Source organism: Pseudomonas silensiensis (genome assembly GCF_050434865.1).
In the GTDB taxonomy this organism is placed as follows: domain Bacteria; phylum Pseudomonadota; class Gammaproteobacteria; order Pseudomonadales; family Pseudomonadaceae; genus Aquipseudomonas; species Aquipseudomonas fluorescens_W.
In genome coordinates this window covers 1-18,810 of record NZ_JBNDJH010000019.1, presented here as the reverse complement: position 1 = coordinate 18,810, position 18,810 = coordinate 1, and the positions used below count along the sequence as shown (strand labels likewise).

Sequence of the window (18,810 nt, the reverse complement as noted above, 5' to 3'; positions counted from 1 at the left end):
AGTGGTCCTGCACCCATGGGTGAGTTCATCACCTTTAAGGGAACGCATGGCAATCGACGCGGATTGCGCTCTTGGGGTGCTGTTCGCGCCCGGTCCTCTCGTAACTTTTAGTGTCTTCTGTTGAACGATATTGCGCCCAGGCGTGTAGGAAATTATCTAGAGTAGGACGGTCTCCATGATCGCTCTTCCGTTGTTGGCTTATCCTACGTTGATGGTCATAAAGTCATCTGGATATAACTTTGCGCCTGCGCTTTTATAGAGAAACAGCTTGTTGCTCTTATAAAAAGCAAGGATGGCAAAGGAGTGTCAACGATATGGTTTACGAAGACAGGCGAAGCGAGGGGAGTGGCGGTCCAGTCAAGGATATAAGGATCGATCCATTTGTCAGTGAATTTGATATGGGCCTGGCCCAGCCTTTATCCCGATCAGTGCGGTTGAATGGTTTTGCAACCTGTTTGCGGCTTGAACAGGTCTATTGGGATATTTTGGGTGACATGGCCAAGGTCAACTGCTGTACGGTCAGTGCGCTGTTGTCCCATGTGGACCGCGAGGTGCATTTGCGTCACGGCGGGGTCAAGAACTTCACCGGGCTGGTGCGGGTTGTGTGCGTCGTGCACAGCCTGAAGGAAGGCGGCTGCGTCGCCATGCCTCAGCCACAGGGGTGGAATGGGTAGAGTGTCGGTCTGTGCAGTCTTACGGCTGCACAGGCTGCATTTAATGGATATAATCCCGCTCTTTGCCGCAAAACCCAGCGTGTGCGGTAGCAATCTGATCGCCGAGACAACCCCCATGCCGATGTACGACTATCAATGTGCTTCCTGTGGTCATCAGTTGGAAGCCATTCAAAAGATCAGCGCAGCACCGCTGGTCGACTGCCCTGCCTGCCAGGCGCCAGAGCTTAAGAAGATGCTGTCCATGCCGGGCTTCCGCCTTAGCGGCACCGGCTGGTACGAAACCGATTTCAAGACCGGTTCCAAGAAGAATCTGGCCGGCGGCGACAAAGCTGACTAGGGTCTTGAGCCTGAGTTGAACGACACGAGCGAGCTCTTGCATCGTCTGGCGCCTTTCACAAGGGCAGGATATGAGCAAGGTCTCCAACCGAATTTCGAATTACGAGAAGCGAAACCACTACCATGATGCGCAGCCATTATTGCGGCCAACTGAACGAAAGCCTGGAAGGCCAGGAAATTACCCTTTGCGGATGGGTTCACCGTCGCCGTGACCACGGTGGGGTGATTTTCCTCGATATCCGTGATCGTGACGGTCTGGCCCAGGTGGTGTTCGACCCGGACCGCGCTGAATCCTTCGCCGCCGCCGATCGCGTGCGCAGCGAATACGTGGTCAAGATCACCGGCAAGGTTCGCCTGCGTCCGGCCGGTGCCACCAACGCCAACATGGCGTCGGGCATGATCGAAGTGCTGGGCTACGAGCTGGAAGTACTGAACGAAGCGGAAACCCCGCCGTTCCCGCTCAACGAGTTCTCCGACGTCGGCGAAGAAACCCGCCTGCGTTATCGCTTCCTCGACTTGCGTCGCCCGGAAATGCTCGAGAAGCTGCGTCTGCGTTCGCGCATGACCACCAGCATCCGTCGCTTCCTGGACGAGAACGGCTTCCTCGATGTCGAGACGCCGATCCTGACCCGCGCCACGCCAGAAGGCGCTCGCGACTACTTGGTGCCGAGCCGTACTCACGCGGGTAGCTTCTTCGCGTTGCCGCAATCGCCACAGCTGTTCAAGCAGCTGCTGATGGTCGCCGGCTTCGACCGTTACTACCAGATCGCCAAGTGCTTCCGCGACGAAGACCTGCGCGCCGACCGTCAGCCGGAATTCACCCAGATCGACATCGAGACCAGCTTCCTCGATGAAAAAGAGATCATGGGCATCACCGAACAAATGATCCGCAACCTGTTCAAGGAAGTGCTGGACCTGGAGTTCGGCGACTTCCCGCACATGACCTTCGAAGAGGCCATGCGTCGTTACGGTTCCGACAAGCCGGACCTGCGTAACCCGCTGGAACTGGTTGACGTTGCCGATCAACTGAAAGAAGTCGACTTCAAGGTCTTCAGCGGCCCTGCCAACGACCCGAAATGCCGCGTTGCCGCTCTGCGCGTTCCTGGTGCGGCGAGCATGCCGCGCAAGCAGATCGACGACTACACCAAGTTCGTCGGCATCTACGGTGCCAAGGGCCTGGCGTACATCAAGGTCAACGAGCGCGCCAAGGGCGTTGAAGGTCTGCAATCGCCGATCGTCAAGAACATCCCTGAAGCCAACCTCAATGTGATCCTTGATCGCGTTGGCGCGGTTGACGGCGACATCGTGTTCTTCGGTGCCGACAAAGCCAAGATCGTCAGCGAAGCCCTGGGCGCGCTGCGGATCAAGGTCGGTCACGACCTGAGCCTGCTGACGTGCGAGTGGGCACCGATGTGGGTTGTCGACTTCCCGATGTTCGAAGAGAACGACGACGGCAGCTTCACTGCCTTGCACCACCCGTTCACCGCGCCGAAGTGCACCCCGGAAGAACTGGAAGCCAACCCGGCGACCGCTCTGTCCCGTGCCTACGACATGGTCCTGAACGGCACCGAGCTGGGTGGCGGTTCGATCCGTATCCATCGCAAGGAAATGCAACAGTCGGTGTTCCGTCTGCTGGGTATCAGTGAAGCGGAACAGGAAGAGAAATTCGGCTTCCTGCTCGACGCCCTGAAATACGGCGCGCCGCCGCACGGTGGCCTGGCCTTCGGTCTGGACCGTCTGGTGATGCTGATGACCGGCGCCCAGTCGATCCGTGAAGTAATCGCCTTCCCGAAAACCCAGAGCGCCGCTTGCGTCATGACTCAGGCCCCGGGTGTGGTAGATGCCAAGGCATTGCGCGAACTGCACATTCGTCTGCGCGAAACGCCTAAAGCTGAGTAAGGCTGGCCAGAAGGGCGCATCTTCGGATGCGCCCTTTCTTTATAGAATGGTCGAGATTTTTATTTGCCGGCTGGCGCGTCATGGCGCGGCGGGCAATGTTTCAAAGAGAATTCGGAGCGAGATATGGCGGGTCATTCCAAGTGGGCGAACATCAAGCACCGCAAAGAACGTCAGGATGCCAAAAAGGGCAAGATTTTCACCAAGTGGATTCGTGAACTGACCGTTGCTGCCCGTCAGGGCGGTGGTGATCCGGGTTCCAACCCGCGTTTGCGTCTGGCGCTGGACAAGGCCCTTGGCGCGAACATGAGCCGCGACATCATCGATCGCGCGGTCGCCCGCGGCGCCGGTGCTGCCGACACCGACGACATGGTCGAGCTGACCTACGAAGGTTACGGCCCGGGTGGCGTGGCGGTGATGGTCGAGTGCATGACCGACAACCGCAATCGCACCGCTGCCGCTGTTCGCCATGCGTTCAGCAAGTGCGGCGGCAACCTCGGTACGGACGGTTCGGTGGCCTATCTGTTCGAGCGCAAGGGGCAGATTTCCTTCGCGCCGGGCGTCGATGAAGATGCGCTGATGGAAGCGGCGATGGAGGCGGATGCCGATGACGTGGTAACCCACGAAGACGGCTCCATCGACGTATTCACCTCGTTCGCCGGTTTCTACTCCGTGCGTAACGCGCTGGAAGCGGCCGGTTTCAAAGGTGATGATGCGGAAATCGTGATGCTGCCGACCACCAGTGCCGAACTGGACCTGGAAGGCGCCGAGAAGGTGCTCAAGCTGATCGACATGCTTGAAGACCTGGATGACGTGCAGAACGTTTACTCCAACGCGGACATTCCAGAGGCAGTCGCCGCACAGCTCGGTTGATTGATCTGCAATACTCTTGAAGCCGGAAGTGCAGGCCGTGATGAATTCACCGCCACGCACGTCCGGCTTCTGCCTTTACGCCGTGCAAGTGTTTGCCGGCGGGCATCATTTTGAAGCTGCAGGCGTTATGACTTTAATTCTTGGTATCGACCCCGGTTCGCGCATTACCGGTTATGGCGTAGTGCGTGATACCGGGCGAGGTTGCGTGTACGTGGCGTCGGGCTGCATTCGCACAGGTTCCGGCGAGCTGCATGAACGCCTGCAAATCGTCTATCGCGGTGTGCGCGAAGTCATCCAGACCTATGGCCCGGTGACCATGGGCATCGAAAAGGTCTTCATGGCGCGCAACGCCGACTCTGCGTTGAAACTTGGCCAGGCTCGCGGCGCAGCTATTGTTGCCGGGGCGGAAGAAAGCCTGGAAATCGCTGAGTACACCGCGACCCAGGTCAAACAGGCGGTGACCGGGACCGGCGCGGCGAATAAAGAGCAGGTGCAAATGATGGTCATGCACATGCTGAAACTGACCAGCAAGCCGCAAATTGATGCCTCGGACGCCCTGGCCATTGCCATTTGCCATGCTCATACCCGTTCCAGCCTGTTGCCGCATGGCCTGGGTACGGCACGCAGTCGTGGCGGGCGCCTGCGTCTCTGATAGCATCAGCAATCATTTTTATGGAACGAGGGTTTTGCGCCTGTGCCGTCGGCGCAAAACCGCTTGTTCTGTCAGTCGCCAGCACTGATCTGGCCAACGCTCAAGGATCTGAAACGTGATTGGACGCTTGCGCGGCACACTGGCTGAGAAACAGCCGCCGCACCTGATTCTGGATGTAAACGGTCTGGGGTATGAGCTGGAAGTGCCCATGACCACGCTTTATCGCTTGCCGTCGGTCGGTGAACCGCTGACCTTGCACACCCATTTAGTCGTACGCGAAGACGCGCAGTTACTCTATGGCTTCTTCGGCAAGCGTGAGCGAGACTTTTTTCGCGAGTTGATCCGTCTCAATGGTGTAGGGCCGAAATTGGCCCTGGCCCTGATGTCGAGCCTGGAAGTCGATGAACTGGTCCGTTGTGTGCAGTCCCAGGACACCTCGGCACTGACCAAGGTGCCGGGCGTGGGCAAGAAGACGGCCGAGCGTTTGCTGGTGGAACTCAAGGATCGCTTCAAGGCCTGGGAAACCGTACCGGCGATGTTCGCGTTGGTACCAAACCAGCCGGGTGGGCCGGATGCGCCAGCGCCGGTCGCTACCGCCGAAAATGACGCGGTCAGCGCGCTGATCTCCCTGGGCTACAAGCCGCAGGAAGCCAGCAAGGCGATTTCTGCGATCAAGGAGAAAGGATTGAGCAGTGAAGACCTGATTCGTCGTGCCCTGAAGGGAATGATCTAAGTGATTGAAGCTGATCGTCTGATTGCCGCCACACCTGGCCCTCGTGACCGCGAGGAAGTCCAGGACCGCGCGATTCGCCCTGTCAGCCTGGCCGAATACATTGGCCAGCCGACCGTTCGCGAGCAAATGGAGTTGTTCATCCAGGCGGCTCGTGGGCGCAATGAATCCCTGGACCACACGCTGATTTTCGGCCCGCCGGGCCTGGGTAAAACCACCCTGGCCAACATCATCGCCCAGGAAATGGGGGTCTCGATCAAGAGCACCTCGGGCCCCGTGCTTGAGCGTCCGGGTGATCTGGCTGCGCTGCTGACCAATCTTGAGCCACACGACGTGCTGTTCATCGACGAAATCCATCGGCTCTCGCCGATCGTCGAAGAAGTGCTGTACCCGGCCATGGAAGATTTCCAGCTCGACATCATGATCGGCGAAGGGCCGGCCGCGCGCTCGATCAAGCTTGATCTGCCGCCGTTCACCCTGGTCGGTGCGACGACGCGGGCGGGGATGCTGACTAATCCGCTGCGCGACCGTTTCGGCATCGTCCAGCGCCTGGAGTTCTACAACACCGCTGACCTGGCAACGATTGTCAGTCGTTCGGCTAACATCCTCGGCTTGCCGCTGGACCCGGAAGGCGCCTTCGAAATCGCCCGCCGTGCCCGTGGTACGCCGCGGATCGCCAACCGCTTGCTGCGCCGGGTTCGGGATTTCGCCGAAGTACGCGCCAAGGGCCACATCACCAAACCGATCGCGGACCTGGCCTTGAACCTGCTGGATGTCGACGAGCGTGGTTTCGATCATCAGGATCGACGTCTGTTGTTGACGATGATAGAGAAGTTCGACGGTGGGCCGGTCGGGGTCGATAGCCTCGCCGCAGCCATCAGTGAAGAACGCCACACCATTGAAGACGTGCTGGAGCCATACCTGATCCAGCAGGGCTACATTATGCGCACGCCACGGGGGCGGGTGGTGACTCGGCATGCGTACCTGCACTTCGGTTTAAACATCCCGTCACGATTGGGCGAGATGCCCGTGGTAGACGAGTTCCTCGATGCCGTGGACGATTAATAACCTTTGCGCGCTGATTTATTCGGGGTTTGTGCGGTCGTAGGACCGTACTTTCGCCAGAAAGCCGTGAATCAATGAAAAACAGTTGCCTGGCCGGATTGGCAACCTGAGGAGTAAGCACTAGAGTATGCGCGCGCAAAACGGGCTTGAGCCTTTCGCACTTCGTTGTCGCGTTTATTACGAGGACACCGATGCGGGCGGCATCGTGTATTACGTCAATTACCTCAAGTTTATGGAACGGGCTCGAACCGAGCGGCTCCGGGAGCTGGGCTTTGCCCAATCCCAGCTTGCAGGGGAGGACCTGTTGTTTGTCGTGCATTCCAGCGAAGCGCGTTACCACGCGCCGGCGCGACTGGATGACGAACTGCTGGTAAGCGCTGAAGTAATCGAATTGAACCGTGTCAGCCTGCGCTTCAAACAGCAGGTCAGGCGAGCCACGGATAATGCGCTGCTCTGCGAAGGGCAGTTTTTGGTGGCCTGTGTGCGCACTAACAGTTTGAAACCCCGGGCCATTCCCGAAGCTCTACGTGCGGCCTTTGCCGACGTGAGCGGCGCGGGTACACACTCAAAGCAGGAGATAAAGCGTGGAAGCTAACGTCGTCGACCATTCCTCCATGTGGAGCCTGGTCAGCAATGCCAGTATCGTGGTGCAACTGGTAATGCTGATCCTGGTAGCCGCATCGGTGACCTCATGGATCATGATCTTTCAGCGCAGCAACCTGCTGCGCGCCGGTCGACGTGCCCTGGAGAGCTTTGAAGAGCGCTTCTGGTCGGGTATCGACCTGTCCAAACTCTACCGTCAGGCCGGCAGCAACCCTGATCCGGATTCAGGCGTAGAGCAGATCTTCCGTGCCGGTTTCAAGGAATTCTCCCGTCTGCGCCAGCAGCCAGGCGTTGACCCGGAAGCGGTCATGGAAGGCGTGGCCCGTGCCATGCGCGTCGCCATTTCCCGCGAAGAAGAAAAGCTCGAGCAGAGCCTGCCGTTCCTCGCGACCGTAGGTTCCGTCAGCCCGTACATCGGTCTGTTCGGTACTGTCTGGGGGATCATGAACTCCTTCCGTGGTCTGGCAACTGCCCAGCAAGCGACCCTGGCCACTGTGGCTCCAGGTATCGCCGAGGCACTGATTGCTACCGCGATCGGTCTGTTCGCCGCCATCCCGGCCGTTATCGCTTACAACCGTTTTGCTGCTCGCAGTGAAACCTTGCTGGGCCGTTACTACACCTTCGCCGATGAATTCCAGGCGATCCTGCACCGCAAAGTGCACACCAGCGAAGAATAAGCAGGTAATTTCCAATGGCTTTAATCGCTCGAGCTCGCAAAAAGCGCAAGCCGGTTGCCGAGATGAACGTGGTGCCTTACATCGACGTGATGTTGGTGCTGCTGGTCATCTTCATGGTGACCGCGCCGATGCTCAATCAGGGCGTGAAAGTTGATCTGCCCAAGGTTTCCAGCGAAGCCTTGCCGCAGGACAACAACACCCAGGTCCTGACCATTTCGATCAAGGCTGACAAGACCTACTACTGGAACCTTGGCAGCGAAGTCGACACTGAAAAGCAACAGGACAAGGCCATGACCTTGCCGCAGATGACTGACGCCGTGACCAAGATCATTCGCGCCGGCACTGAAGGTGGCAAGCGTACCCAGGTGTTCATCCGCGGCGACAAGACCGTCGACTACGGTTCCGTCATGGGCGCCATGGGCGGGTTGCAGAAAGCCGGGGTCGGTAATGTTGGCTTGATTACCGAGGCACCCTGATGCAGCAAATGCGAGAGCCGTCCGCCTCGGAAAGCTACTTCTGGCCTAGTGTCTGGGCGCTTGTCTTGCACGTGCTGGTTTTTGGCATGCTGTTCGTCAGTTTCGCCTTCACGCCCGAACTGCCGCCGGCCAAGCCGATTGTCCAGGCGACTCTGTACCAACTGAAATCGAAAAGTCAGGCGACCACCCAGACCAATCAGAAGATTGCGGGTGAGGCGAAGAAATCCGCCGCGCGCCAGACCGAAGTCGAACAGATGGAACAGAAAAAGATCGAGCAGGAAGCGATCAAAGCCGCGGAACAAAAGAAGGAAGACGCGGCTCAAAAAGCCGAAGAATCCAAAAAGGCCGACGAGACGAAGAAAGCGGAAGAGGCAAAAAAGGCTGATGAAGCCAAGAAAGCCGATGAAGCGAAGAAGACCGCCGAAGCCAAAAAGGCCGAAGAGAAACAAATGGCTGATATAGCCAAGAAGAAAGCCGAAGAAGACGCCAAGAAAGCAGCTGAAGAAGAGGCCAAGAAAGCGGCCGCTGAAGAAGCGAAGAAAAAGATCGTCGAAGACGCGAAGAAGAAAGCCGCGGAAGACGCCAAGAAGAAATCTGAAGCTGAAGACGCGAAGAAGAAAGTCGCCGAAGACGCGAAGAAGAAAGCTGCTGCCGATGCTGCGAAGAAAAAATCGCAGGAAGCGGCACGTAAATCCGCCGAAGACAAAAAGGCTCAGGCCCTGGCAGATTTGCTTTCCGACACGCCGCAGCGTCAGCAAGCCTTGGCGGATGAGAAGGGTGACGAAGTCGCCGGCAGTTTCGATGATCTGATCCGTGCTCGTGCAGCGGAAGGTTGGGCTCGTCCACCTTCGGCCCGCAAAGGCATGACAGTCGTGTTGCAAATCGGCATGTTGCCGGACGGTACGGTGACTTCGGTCAGCGTGGCCAAGTCCAGTGGCGATGGTCCGTTCGACGCGTCGGCTGTTGCGGCGGTCAAGAATATTGGACGTTTGACAGAAATGCAGGGAATGAAGCCGAGCGATTTCGCTCCGTATCGTTCATTCAAGATGACATTCACACCTGAGGATCTAGCCTTGTGAGAAACCTTCTTCGAGGAATGCTTGTCGTTATCTGCTGCATGGCAGGGATAGCGGCAGCCGATGAAAAAAACATTCTGGTCACCAGCGGCAGTGATCGGGCCACCCCGATTGCAGTCGTTCCGTTTGGCAACCAGGGCGGCAGCGTGCTGCCGGACGACATGGCCGAAATCATCGGTAACGACCTGCGCAACTCGGGTTACTACTCGCCGATTCCAAAACAGAACATGATCAGCCAGCCAAGCCAGGCCAGCGAAATCATCTTCCGTGACTTCAAGGCGCTGGGTGCCCAGTACGTCATGGTCGGCAGCATTGCTCCTGCGGGCGGTCGCCTGCAGGTTCAATACGCACTGTTCAACGTCGCCACCGAGCAGCAAGTGCTGACCGGCAGCGTGTCGGGCAGCGTCGATCAACTGCGCGACATGTCGCACTACATCGCGGACCAGTCGTTCGAAAAACTCACCGGTATCAAAGGTGCGTTCTCGACTCGTCTGCTGTACGTGACAGCCGAGCGTTTCTCCGAGAAGAACACTCGCTACACGCTGCAACGTTCGGACTATGACGGTGCCCGTGCCGTGACCCTGCTGCAATCGCGCGAGCCGATCCTGTCGCCGCGTTTCGCACCGGACGGCAAGCGCATCGCTTATGTGTCGTTCGAGCAGAAGCGTCCGCGTATCTTCATGCAGAACATCGACACCGGTCGCCGTGAGCAGATCACCAACTTCGAAGGCCTGAATGGCGCGCCAGCCTGGTCGCCGGATGGCAATCGTCTGGCATTCGTACTGTCGAAAGACGGCAACCCGGACATCTACGTGATGAACCTGGGTTCGCGTCAGATCACGCGTGTCACCAACGGTCCTGGCATCAACACCGAACCGTTCTGGGGTAAAGATGGTTCGACCATCTACTTCACCTCGGACCGTGGCGGCAAGCCTCAGATCTACAAAACCAGCGCAGGCGGTGGTGGTGCGGAGCGTGTGACCTTTATCGGTAACTACAACGCCAACCCTAAACTTTCGGCTGACGAAAAGACCCTGGTGATGATCCATCGTCAGGAAGGTTTCACTAATTTCAAGGTGGCGGCCCAGGATTTGCAGCGAGGTAGTGTAAAGATCCTCACTGATAGCACTCTGGACGAGTCGCCTACTGTTGCGCCCAACGGCACCATGGTAATCTACGCCACCCGCCAGCAGGGCCGGGGAGTCTTGATGCTCGTGTCCATTAATGGACGCGTAAGGCTCCCGCTTCCTACCGCACAAGGCGAAGTCAGAGAACCTTCCTGGTCCCCTTACCTGAACTGACGCGGCGCTACACGTTGTACTTAACACATTGGGGTTCATTAGGAGTTTCACGATGGAAATGCTGAAGTTTGGTAAATTTGCTGCGCTGGCTCTGGCCATGGCTGTAGCTGTAGGTTGCTCGTCCAAAGGCGGCGACAATGCCGGTGAAGGCGCTGTAGATCCAAACGCTGGTTACGGCGCAAACACTGGTGCAGTTGACGGCTCCCTGAGCGAAGAAGCTGCTCTGCGCGCAATCACCACTTTCTACTTCGAATACGACAGCTCGGACCTGAAGCCAGAAGCCATGCGCGCTCTGGACGTTCACGCCAAAGACCTGAAAGCAAACGGCGCTCGCGTTGTTCTGGAAGGCAACACCGACGAACGTGGTACTCGTGAGTACAACATGGCACTGGGCGAGCGTCGTGCGAAAGCCGTTCAGCGTTACCTGGTACTGCAAGGTGTTTCCCCAGCTCAGCTGGAACTGGTTTCCTACGGCGAAGAGCGTCCAGTTGCTACCGGCAACGACGAGCAGTCCTGGGCTCAAAACCGTCGCGTCGAACTGCGTAAGTAATTCGTCATGCGAACGTGCCGTCGTGCTGTAACTGTTCTGGCTCTCAGCCTCGCACCGCTTGCGGTGTGGGCTGCGGTTCCTGTGGTCGATAATGACTCCGGCTATACCAATAGCGGGACTAATAATCCGCCTGCAGGTTACGGTACGAACGGCGCCTATGCCGGGGGAGGGGTTTCGGCCCCTGTCTCGGCACAGGGCGAGCTGTTCAACCAACTGCAATCAATGCAGGAGCAGATCTCGCGCCAACAAGGCATCATCGAAGTTCTGCAAAATGATGTAGCGCGCATGAAGCAAGAGAACCTGGAGCGATATCAGGATCTTGATCGGCGCATAGGAACCGGCGTTGCACCAGCCGCGACTCCTGATAATTCTTCCGCCGGTGGCAGCTTGAATGCCCCCGGTGCAGCAGCGGGCGCAGCCGCAGGAGCGGCAGCCGCTCAAGCGCCTGCCGCGGGTAGCGAACCGGCTGATCCGGCGAAGGAAAAACTGTATTACGATGCAGCCTTCGACCTGATCAAAGCCAAGGATTTCGACAAGGCCAGCCAGGCTTTCGCCGCATTCCTGCGCAAATACCCGAACAGTCAGTACGCGGGTAATGCCCAGTACTGGTTGGGCGAAGTGAACCTGGCCAAAGGCGATCTGCAAGGTGCGGGTCAGGCTTTTGCCAAGGTTTCACAGCTCTATCCCAAGCACCCAAAAGTGCCTGATTCGCTGTACAAGCTGGCAGATGTAGAGCGCCGCCTTGGTCATCCCGACAAGGTCAAAGGCATTCTGCAACAGGTCGTGTCGCAATACCCGGGCACTTCCGCCGCTCAGCTGGCTCAGCGGGATCTGCAAAAAATGTAAGGTTGCTTGACCTGTTTCGAAGAAACCCGCGCTTGTCGCGGGTTTTTTCGTTAGAATTCACCCCCTTTTTTGAAACACGCTTTTTGGGATCTACGCGGTGGCGGGGTTCCTTGAAGTGCCTGACGGAGGCGGACAGCCTGTTTAGCTGTTATGCCCGTGGCGACTATGCAAGACACATTGAGAATCACCGAAGTTTTCTACTCGTTGCAGGGTGAAACGCGGACTGCCGGGCTGCCCACTGTTTTTGTGCGCCTGACCGGTTGCCCATTGCGTTGCCAGTACTGCGACAGCGCCTACGCGTTCACTGGCGGAACCATTCGCACGCTCGACGACATCCTCGAGCAAGTGGCCGGTTTTCGCCCGCGTTACGTCTGTGTTACCGGCGGCGAGCCGCTGGCACAACCCAACGCCATCCCATTGCTCAAGCAGTTGTGTGACGCCGGTTACGAAGTGTCACTGGAAACCAGTGGTGCGCTCGACATCTCGGCGGTAGATTCCCGGGTCAGTCGCGTTGTCGACCTGAAAACGCCGGGTTCGAAAGAAGCCCATCGCAACCGCTACGAGAACATCGAACTGCTCACGCCCAACGATCAGGTGAAATTTGTCATCTGCTCGCGGGAAGACTACGACTGGGCTGTGTCCAAGCTGATCCAGTACGGTCTGGATCAGCGTGCCGGCGAAGTCCTGTTCTCGCCAAGTCACCATGACCTGAATGCTCGGGATCTGGCTGACTGGGTGGTGGCGGACAACCTGCCAGTGCGTCTGCAATTGCAGCTGCATAAATATCTTTGGAATGATGAGCCGGGGCGCTGAAATGACTGAACAACTGAACACTACCGAAAAACGTGCAGTCATCTTGCTGTCCGGCGGCCTGGACTCGGCGACTGTCGTGGCCATGGCTCGCGCTGAGGGTTACAGCTGCTACACCATGAGCTTCGACTACGGTCAGCGGTCTCATGCCGAACTGCACGCCGCTGAACGTGTTGCGCGCGACCTGGGTGTGGTCGAACACAAGGTGATCGGACTGAACCTGAACGGTATCGGCGGTTCGGCACTGACCGATAGCAGCATCGATGTGCCGGAAGTGCCGGGTGAAGGTATTCCGGTGACTTACGTGCCAGCGCGCAACACCGTGTTTCTGTCCTTGGCTCTTGGCTGGGCCGAAGTGCTGGGCGCGCGTGACATCTTTATTGGTGTGAACGCCGTGGATTACTCCGGGTACCCAGATTGCCGTCCCGAGTTCATCGAGTCTTTCGAACGCATGGCCAATCTGGCGACCAAGGCCGGCGTAGAAGGGAACGGTTTCCGCATTCAGGCGCCATTGCAGAACCTGAGCAAGGCGCAGATCGTCCAGGCTGGCGTGAAGCTGGGTGTTGATTACGGGCTGACTGTTTCCTGCTATCAGGCCGACGATAAAGGCCGCGCATGCGGTAAGTGCGACAGCTGCCGCCTGCGTGCAGAAGGCTTTGCGGCAGCCGGAATCAGCGACCCAACACCTTATTTTTGATTTATTTCAAATTAGGTGTTGAATAGTCCTTAAAAATCAGTATTATACGCGCCACCACACAGCGGGTCGTTAGCTCAGTTGGTAGAGCAGTTGGCTTTTAACCAATTGGTCGTAGGTTCGAATCCCACACGACCCACCATTTTTGTAGCAGTTTTAAAAGTCTGGAAGGCCCACGCAAGTGAGGATTTCCGGATTTTTTTTTGCCCGCGATTTGAGCTCGGCTCGCCGCGGGGCTGCACCGCATCACGCAGGTCAGAATCATCTTTTGCATCCACGGGATATTCTGTAGCCTTGCGCAGCTCCAACGTTGTCCGTGCCTGATGATACTCACTCTCCCGGCGGTACCCTGAAGGGTCCGGAGCCGGGTGTATACTCGACTTTCGCGCGAAAGCGCTTGCAGGTCTTGCGAACATGACGCAGATTTCCGAACGCCTTCTGGTTCAAGCCCACCTCGACGCCAAGCAGCCCAAGCCGCTGACTGCCGAGGAGGAGGCCTATTACCGTGCCGCCATCGCTGCCGAGCTCAAGGCTCAGGACGCGGTGCTGGTTGCTCACTTCTATTGCGATCCGGTTATTCAGGCCCTGGCCGAAGAAACCGGCGGTTGCGTCTCCGACTCGCTGGAGATGGCCCGCTTCGGCAATGCTCACCCGGCCAAGACCGTGGTGGTCGCCGGTGTGAAGTTCATGGGCGAAACCGCCAAAATCCTCAACCCTGAAAAACGCATCCTGATGCCAACCCTGGAAGCGACCTGCTCGCTGGACCTGGGTTGCCCGGTGGACGAGTTCTCGGCGTTCTGCGATCAGCACCCGGAACGTACCGTGGTGGTGTATGCCAACACGTCGGCGGCGGTCAAAGCCCGGGCGGATTGGGTAGTGACTTCAAGCTGCGCGCTGGAGATCGTCGAAAGCCTGATGGATAACGGCGAGACCATCATTTGGGGCCCGGATAAACATTTGGGCACTTACATCCAGCGTCAGACCGGCGCGGACATGCTGCTGTGGGACGGTGCCTGCATCGTTCATGAAGAGTTCAAGTCCAAGCAGCTCGAAGACATGAAGGCGCTGTACCCGGACGCAGCGATTCTGGTGCATCCGGAGTCGCCGACTTCAGTGATCGAGTTGGCGGATGCCGTCGGCTCCACCAGTCAGTTGATTGCGGCAGCGCAGAGCCTGCCGAACAAGACCTTTATTGTCGCCACTGATCGCGGCATCTTCTACAAGATGCAGCAGCTGTGCCCGGACAAGGTCTTCATTGAAGCGCCAACGGCCGGTAACGGCGCAGCGTGCCGCAGTTGCGCACATTGCCCGTGGATGGCGATGAATACCCTTGAGCGCACGCTCAAGAGCTTGAAGGAAGGGACTAACGAGATCTTTGTCGATCCCGCGCTGATTCCACAAGCGATTCGGCCGCTCAAGCGCATGCTCGACTTCACACAGGCAGCGCGGATGAAATTGGCCGGCAACGCCTGATTCGCTGACAGTGAGCCAAAAAAAACGCCCCGATTCGATCGGGGCGTTTTTGCATCTGCTGGATTACTTGGTTTTCTTTGGAATCCGCACGAGCTGGGTATTGGAGTAGATGTCATGCCAGCTGCGTTTCTGTTTGTCGAACAGCGACCAGAAGAAACCCAGCCCGACGCACAGCAAGGACGCAATCGACACCACAAAGCGCAGCAACGCCTGCCACAGGCTGATGGATGAGCCGTCGGCGTTTTGCACGCGGATGCACCAGACCTGCATCCCCAAGGTCTGACCGGACCAGGTCCAGAACTTGGCGAAAAAGCCGAACAGCACAAACAGCAGCACCGTCGACAGCAATGGATCGCCGTCCAGCGCGCCGGCTTCGGTCAGGGTGCGCATTTTGTCTTCGCCGATGAGCGCCATCTGGATCATCTTGTAAATCCCGCTGGTGACGATCAGCAGGGCGGTGCACAACAAGAAGTCGTAGAACATCGCTGCCAGGCGACGGCCCAGGGTGGCGGCGGGAAAGTCGCCCTGGGGTTTGAGCAGGTGTTTCGACATGGCAGCCTCTGGACGGAAAAAAGAAGCCATTTTACGGATTTACGCGCACAAAAAAGCCCCTGATGTCAGCATCAGGGGCTTTTTCGTTACAGAAGATCAGGCTTCTGCTTGTACTTCGTCAGCCTGCATGCCTTTCTGGCCTTGCACAGCAACGAAAGTCACTTTCTGGCCTTCTTTCAGGCTCTTGAAGCCGTTGCCCTGAATAGCGCGGAAATGTACGAACAGATCCGGACCGCTTTCTGGAGTGATAAAACCAAAACCTTTCTCGTCGTTAAACCACTTGACGGTACCGCTCTGACGTTGGGACATTTCTTATTTCCTTTGACGCAAAAAATTAATGACAGCCTCCTTCTTGTGAAAGAGTACTGGGGCTGGTTGCAGGAGAGTAAGAAGACGTCGAACGGGATGTAGCTAACTTGTAGGCTACTGCCCAGGTCACGATTCCAAGCGACCCATGCAAACACAGTGAACAAACTCTACGCCAACTACGGGAGAAAAAACAAGCCCTGTGGAGGGCCCGGATTTGCTCGCGCCGGGGCGTTATGCCGCAACTAGTGTTGGCTTATGCAATCGCCGTGTTCAATTGTTTTCGATCGTTATAAGCAAAGTTCATAAACGAAGCTGACTGGTAAAGTAATGCACTGTTTCATGGCGGTTGCGTTACACATTAGTGCACGGTTAACGCAACCGCGTTACTTATAGAAACAGTCAATCAGCCGCGGTAGTAGCGTTGTGGAACAAATGGCATTTTGCTTACAAGCAAAGGCACCTTTTTCCCACGAACAATTGCCCATACCGGCGTATCGAGAGCGATATAAGCACTGTCGACGTAACCCATCGCCAGAGGGCCGCCCAAGGTCGGACCGAAGCCACCGCTGCAAACCGCACCAATGATCTCGCCTGATTCATTGACGATCTCTGCACCCTCGCGCACCGGCGTACGTTCCTGTGGCAACAGGCCAACGCGTTTGCGGCTGACACCGGCTTGTTGCTGTCCGAACACGGTTTCTGCGCCGGGGAAGCCGCCAGCACGAGCGCCATCAGCACGACGAGGTTTGGAGATAGCCCACAGCAGGCTCGCTTCGATCGGGGTGGTCTCGGTGTTCATGTCGTGGCCGTAGAGGCACAGGCCGGCTTCCAGGCGCAGGGAGTCGCGAGCGCCAAGGCCGATGGCTGCTACTTCAGGTTCGGCCAGCAGGGCGCGAGCCAGGGCTTCGGCGTTGGCGGCCGGTACGGAGATTTCGTAACCGTCTTCACCGGTGTAGCCCGAACGGCTGACAAAGCAGTCCACACCCAGCAGTTTCACGCGGGTGAACTGCATGAAGGTCATCTTCGCCACTTCAGGCGCCAGGCGCGCGAGTACGGTGACGGCAGCCGGACCTTGCAGCGCCAACAGGGCGCGTTCCTCGAACAGCGGCTCGATGGTGCACTGGTCGCCAATGTGTTTGCGCAGATGCGCCAGGTCCTGGTCCTTGCAGGCGGCGTTGACCACCAGGAACAGTTCGTCGTTACCCAGGTTGGCGACCATCAGGTCGTCAAGGATGCCGCCGGTCTCGTTGGTGAACATCGCGTAGCGCTGCATGCCCACCGGCAGGTCGATGATGTCGACCGGCACCAGGGTTTCCAGCGCCTTGGCAGCATTGGCGCCGGTCAGACGGATCTGGCCCATGTGCGAGACATCGAACAGCCCGGCCTGATCACGGGTGTGCTGGTGTTCTTTCATCACGCCGAGCGGGTATTGCACCGGCATGTCGTAGCCAGCAAACGGCACCATGCGGGCGCCGAGTTCGATGTGCAGTGCGTGCAGCGGGGTTTTCGACAGTTGTTCGGTGGACATATTCAGCTCCTGAAAAAGTGTGCGGATGCGCGTAAGCATCAGCACTCGATAATGTTGACCGCCAAACCGCCACGGGCGGTTTCCTTGTATTTGCTTTTCATGTCGGCGCCGGTCTGGCGCATGGTGCGGATGACCTTGTCGAGGGAGACGAAGTGTTGACCGTCGCCGCGCAGGGCCATGCGTACCGCGTTGATGGCTTTCACCGAGCCCATGGCGTTGCGTTCGATGCAAGGCACTTGCACCAGCCCGCCAATCGGGTCGCAGGTCAGGCCGAGGTTGTGTTCCATGCCGATTTCGGCGGCGTTTTCCACTTGCTGCACGGTGCCACCGAGGACTTCACACAAAGCACCGGCGGCCATGGAACAGGCTACGCCGACCTCACCCTGACAGCCGACTTCAGCGCCGGAGATCGAGGCGTTTTCTTTATAGAGAATGCCGATCGCGGCCGCGGTCAGCAGAAAACGCACGACGCCGTCTTCGTTGGCGCCGGGGATGAAGCGCATGTAGTAATGCAAAACAGCGGGGACGATCCCAGCCGCACCGTTCGTAGGCGCCGTCACCACGCGCCCGCCGTTGGCGTTTTCTTCGTTGACCGCCAGTGCGTAGAGATTGACCCAGTCCAGCACCGACAGCGGATCGCGCAGTGAAGACTCCGGGTTCTTGCACAGTTGCCGATGCAGCGCGGCCGCCCGCCGTTTGACCTTCAAACCACCCGGCAGGATGCCTTCGTTGCGGCAACCGGCAGCGACGCAGTCCTGCATCACTTGCCAGATTTTCAGCAGACCGGCGCGGGTTTCCGCTTCCGGGCGCCAGGCGCTTTCGTTGGTCAGCATCACCTGGCTGATCGACAGACCATAGGTGGTGCAGTGAGCGAGCAGGTCCTTGGCGCTTTTAAACGGGAAGGTCAGTGGTGTGGCGTCTTCAACGATGCGGTCGGCGCCGGCGGCGTCTTCATCGACCACAAAACCACCGCCGACCGAGTAGTACTCGCGGCTGCGGATTTGCAGGCCCGCGGCATCGAAGGCGCGAAAGATCATGCCGTTGGGGTGATAGGCCAACGGTTTGCGGATCATCGCCAAATGTTCTTTCTCATTGAACGCAATGCTGTGTTCACCGAGCAGGTTCAAGCGACCGTTGCCACGGATTTCTTGCAGACGGGCGGCGACGGTTTCGGTGTTCACGGTATCCGGGTGTTCGCCTTCCAGGCCCAGCAACACAGCCTTGTCGCTGCCGTGGCCTTTACCGGTGGCGCCGAGTGATCCGTAGAGCTCGACTTTGACGCAGGTGGTTGCGGCCAGCAGCCCTTCACGGCGCAAACCTTCGGCGAAACGTGCCGCAGCACGCATCGGGCCGACGGTGTGGGAACTGGAGGGGCCGATGCCAATCTTGAACAGGTCGAACACGCTTAAAGACATGGTTGTTCTCCGGTTTCTTGTTATGAGGAGCACCACGAACCCGTAGGAGCGAGGCTTGCCCGCGAAGAGGCCATTACGGCCGCTAAAAGCTTCGCGGGCAAGCCTCGCTCCTACGGAATCGGTGTGTCCTTGTGGAGGCGAGTAAACCCGCCCCCCTATTCGTTTAAGCGTAGCTTTCGATCGACGGGCAGGCGCAGATCAGGTTGCGGTCGCCAAACACGTTGTCGACGCGACCGACCGGTGGCCAGTACTTGCCTTCGATCAGCGACGCAAC

22 protein-coding genes and 1 tRNA gene are annotated in these 18,810 nt (G+C 58.1%); 18 read left to right on the top strand and 5 right to left on the bottom strand.

Features of this window, described 5'->3' with window-relative positions; translation table 11 throughout:
- Positions 1 to 314: 314 nt before the first annotated feature.
- The 18 genes from QF010_RS23790 (at position 315) to nadA (ending at position 14,732) form a co-directional block, all read left to right on the top strand.
- Entirely contained in the window at positions 315 to 674 is a 360-nt protein-coding gene (locus QF010_RS23790; protein ID WP_033057594.1) for a ribbon-helix-helix domain-containing protein, read from the top strand.
- A gap of 115 nt (positions 675 to 789) precedes the next feature.
- The gene (locus QF010_RS23785) at positions 790 to 1,011 is read left to right on the top strand and encodes an FmdB family zinc ribbon protein (protein ID WP_010457489.1); all 222 of its coding nucleotides are present in this window, start codon (positions 790 to 792) and stop codon (positions 1,009 to 1,011) included.
- Positions 1,012 to 1,133: 122 nt separating this feature from the next.
- A complete protein-coding gene (aspS, locus tag QF010_RS23780) occupies positions 1,134 to 2,909 on the top strand; it encodes an aspartate--tRNA ligase (RefSeq protein WP_033057595.1) in 1,776 nt (591 codons plus the stop codon).
- A 123-nt stretch (positions 2,910 to 3,032) separates the two neighbouring features.
- Complete coding sequence (locus QF010_RS23775; protein ID WP_033057597.1) at positions 3,033 to 3,779, top strand: YebC/PmpR family DNA-binding transcriptional regulator; 747 nt, start codon at positions 3,033 to 3,035, stop codon at positions 3,777 to 3,779.
- Between the two features lie 127 nt (positions 3,780 to 3,906).
- A complete protein-coding gene (ruvC, locus tag QF010_RS23770; RefSeq protein ID WP_008147379.1) occupies positions 3,907 to 4,431 on the top strand; it encodes a crossover junction endodeoxyribonuclease RuvC in 525 nt (174 codons plus the stop codon).
- Positions 4,432 to 4,546: 115 nt separating this feature from the next.
- Positions 4,547 to 5,164 carry a Holliday junction branch migration protein RuvA gene (gene ruvA, locus QF010_RS23765; RefSeq protein WP_059182263.1) on the top strand — a complete coding sequence of 206 codons (618 nt, stop codon included), beginning with the start codon at positions 4,547 to 4,549 and terminating at the stop codon, positions 5,162 to 5,164.
- Positions 5,165 to 6,226 (top strand): Holliday junction branch migration DNA helicase RuvB, encoded by a 1,062-nt coding sequence (gene ruvB, locus QF010_RS23760; protein ID WP_008147374.1) that lies wholly within the window; start codon positions 5,165 to 5,167, stop codon positions 6,224 to 6,226. It begins immediately after the preceding gene.
- A gap of 127 nt (positions 6,227 to 6,353) precedes the next feature.
- On the top strand, positions 6,354 to 6,821 hold the full coding sequence (ybgC, locus tag QF010_RS23755) for a tol-pal system-associated acyl-CoA thioesterase (RefSeq protein ID WP_008147372.1): 468 nt from the start codon (positions 6,354 to 6,356) through the stop codon (positions 6,819 to 6,821).
- Complete coding sequence (tolQ, locus tag QF010_RS23750; RefSeq protein ID WP_008147369.1) at positions 6,811 to 7,506, top strand: protein TolQ; 696 nt, start codon at positions 6,811 to 6,813, stop codon at positions 7,504 to 7,506. Before ybgC ends, tolQ begins: the two co-directional genes overlap by 11 nt.
- 23 nt (positions 7,507 to 7,529) lie before the next feature.
- Positions 7,530 to 7,982: a protein TolR gene (gene tolR / locus QF010_RS23745; RefSeq protein ID WP_161807482.1), complete on the top strand. Its 453-nt coding sequence runs from the start codon at positions 7,530 to 7,532 to the stop codon at positions 7,980 to 7,982.
- The gene (gene tolA / locus QF010_RS23740; RefSeq protein WP_429534068.1) at positions 7,982 to 9,061 is read left to right on the top strand and encodes a cell envelope integrity protein TolA; all 1,080 of its coding nucleotides are present in this window, start codon (positions 7,982 to 7,984) and stop codon (positions 9,059 to 9,061) included. Before tolR ends, tolA begins: the two co-directional genes overlap by 1 nt.
- Before the next feature lie 17 nt (positions 9,062 to 9,078).
- Positions 9,079 to 10,359 (top strand): Tol-Pal system beta propeller repeat protein TolB, encoded by a 1,281-nt coding sequence (gene tolB / locus QF010_RS23735; RefSeq protein WP_166675809.1) that lies wholly within the window; start codon positions 9,079 to 9,081, stop codon positions 10,357 to 10,359.
- A 52-nt stretch (positions 10,360 to 10,411) separates the two neighbouring features.
- Complete coding sequence (pal, locus tag QF010_RS23730) at positions 10,412 to 10,909, top strand: peptidoglycan-associated lipoprotein Pal (RefSeq protein ID WP_003178634.1); 498 nt, start codon at positions 10,412 to 10,414, stop codon at positions 10,907 to 10,909.
- A 6-nt stretch (positions 10,910 to 10,915) separates the two neighbouring features.
- Positions 10,916 to 11,755: a tol-pal system protein YbgF gene (gene ybgF / locus QF010_RS23725; RefSeq protein ID WP_033057602.1), complete on the top strand. Its 840-nt coding sequence runs from the start codon at positions 10,916 to 10,918 to the stop codon at positions 11,753 to 11,755.
- Between the two features lie 165 nt (positions 11,756 to 11,920).
- The gene (gene queE, locus QF010_RS23720) at positions 11,921 to 12,568 is read left to right on the top strand and encodes a 7-carboxy-7-deazaguanine synthase QueE (RefSeq protein WP_033057618.1); all 648 of its coding nucleotides are present in this window, start codon (positions 11,921 to 11,923) and stop codon (positions 12,566 to 12,568) included.
- Between the two features lies 1 nt (position 12,569).
- On the top strand, positions 12,570 to 13,262 hold the full coding sequence (gene queC, locus QF010_RS23715; RefSeq protein WP_033057619.1) for a 7-cyano-7-deazaguanine synthase QueC: 693 nt from the start codon (positions 12,570 to 12,572) through the stop codon (positions 13,260 to 13,262).
- A 63-nt stretch (positions 13,263 to 13,325) separates the two neighbouring features.
- Positions 13,326 to 13,401, top strand: a tRNA-Lys gene (locus QF010_RS23710).
- A 272-nt stretch (positions 13,402 to 13,673) separates the two neighbouring features.
- A complete protein-coding gene (gene nadA, locus QF010_RS23705; protein ID WP_008146918.1) occupies positions 13,674 to 14,732 on the top strand; it encodes a quinolinate synthase NadA in 1,059 nt (352 codons plus the stop codon).
- 63 nt (positions 14,733 to 14,795) lie between these two features.
- Here nadA and QF010_RS23700 read toward each other — a convergent pair whose 3' ends face one another.
- The 5 genes from QF010_RS23700 to QF010_RS23680 form a co-directional block, all read right to left on the bottom strand.
- On the bottom strand, positions 14,796 to 15,284 hold the full coding sequence (locus tag QF010_RS23700; RefSeq protein WP_429510913.1) for an RDD family protein: 489 nt from the start codon (positions 15,282 to 15,284) through the stop codon (positions 14,796 to 14,798).
- A 96-nt stretch (positions 15,285 to 15,380) separates the two neighbouring features.
- Positions 15,381 to 15,593, bottom strand: coding sequence for a cold-shock protein (locus QF010_RS23695; protein WP_003175786.1), 213 nt, complete (start codon positions 15,591 to 15,593; stop codon positions 15,381 to 15,383).
- 403 nt (positions 15,594 to 15,996) lie between these two features.
- A complete protein-coding gene (gcvT, locus tag QF010_RS23690; RefSeq protein ID WP_033057606.1) occupies positions 15,997 to 17,121 on the bottom strand; it encodes a glycine cleavage system aminomethyltransferase GcvT in 1,125 nt (374 codons plus the stop codon).
- 38 nt (positions 17,122 to 17,159) lie between these two features.
- Positions 17,160 to 18,536, bottom strand: a complete 1,377-nt coding sequence (locus tag QF010_RS23685) for an L-serine ammonia-lyase (RefSeq protein ID WP_033057607.1) — start codon at positions 18,534 to 18,536, stop codon at positions 17,160 to 17,162.
- 163 nt (positions 18,537 to 18,699) lie between these two features.
- The coding region (locus QF010_RS23680; RefSeq protein ID WP_429534098.1) for a hypothetical protein at positions 18,700 to 18,810 on the bottom strand (111 nt) is incomplete at its 5' end.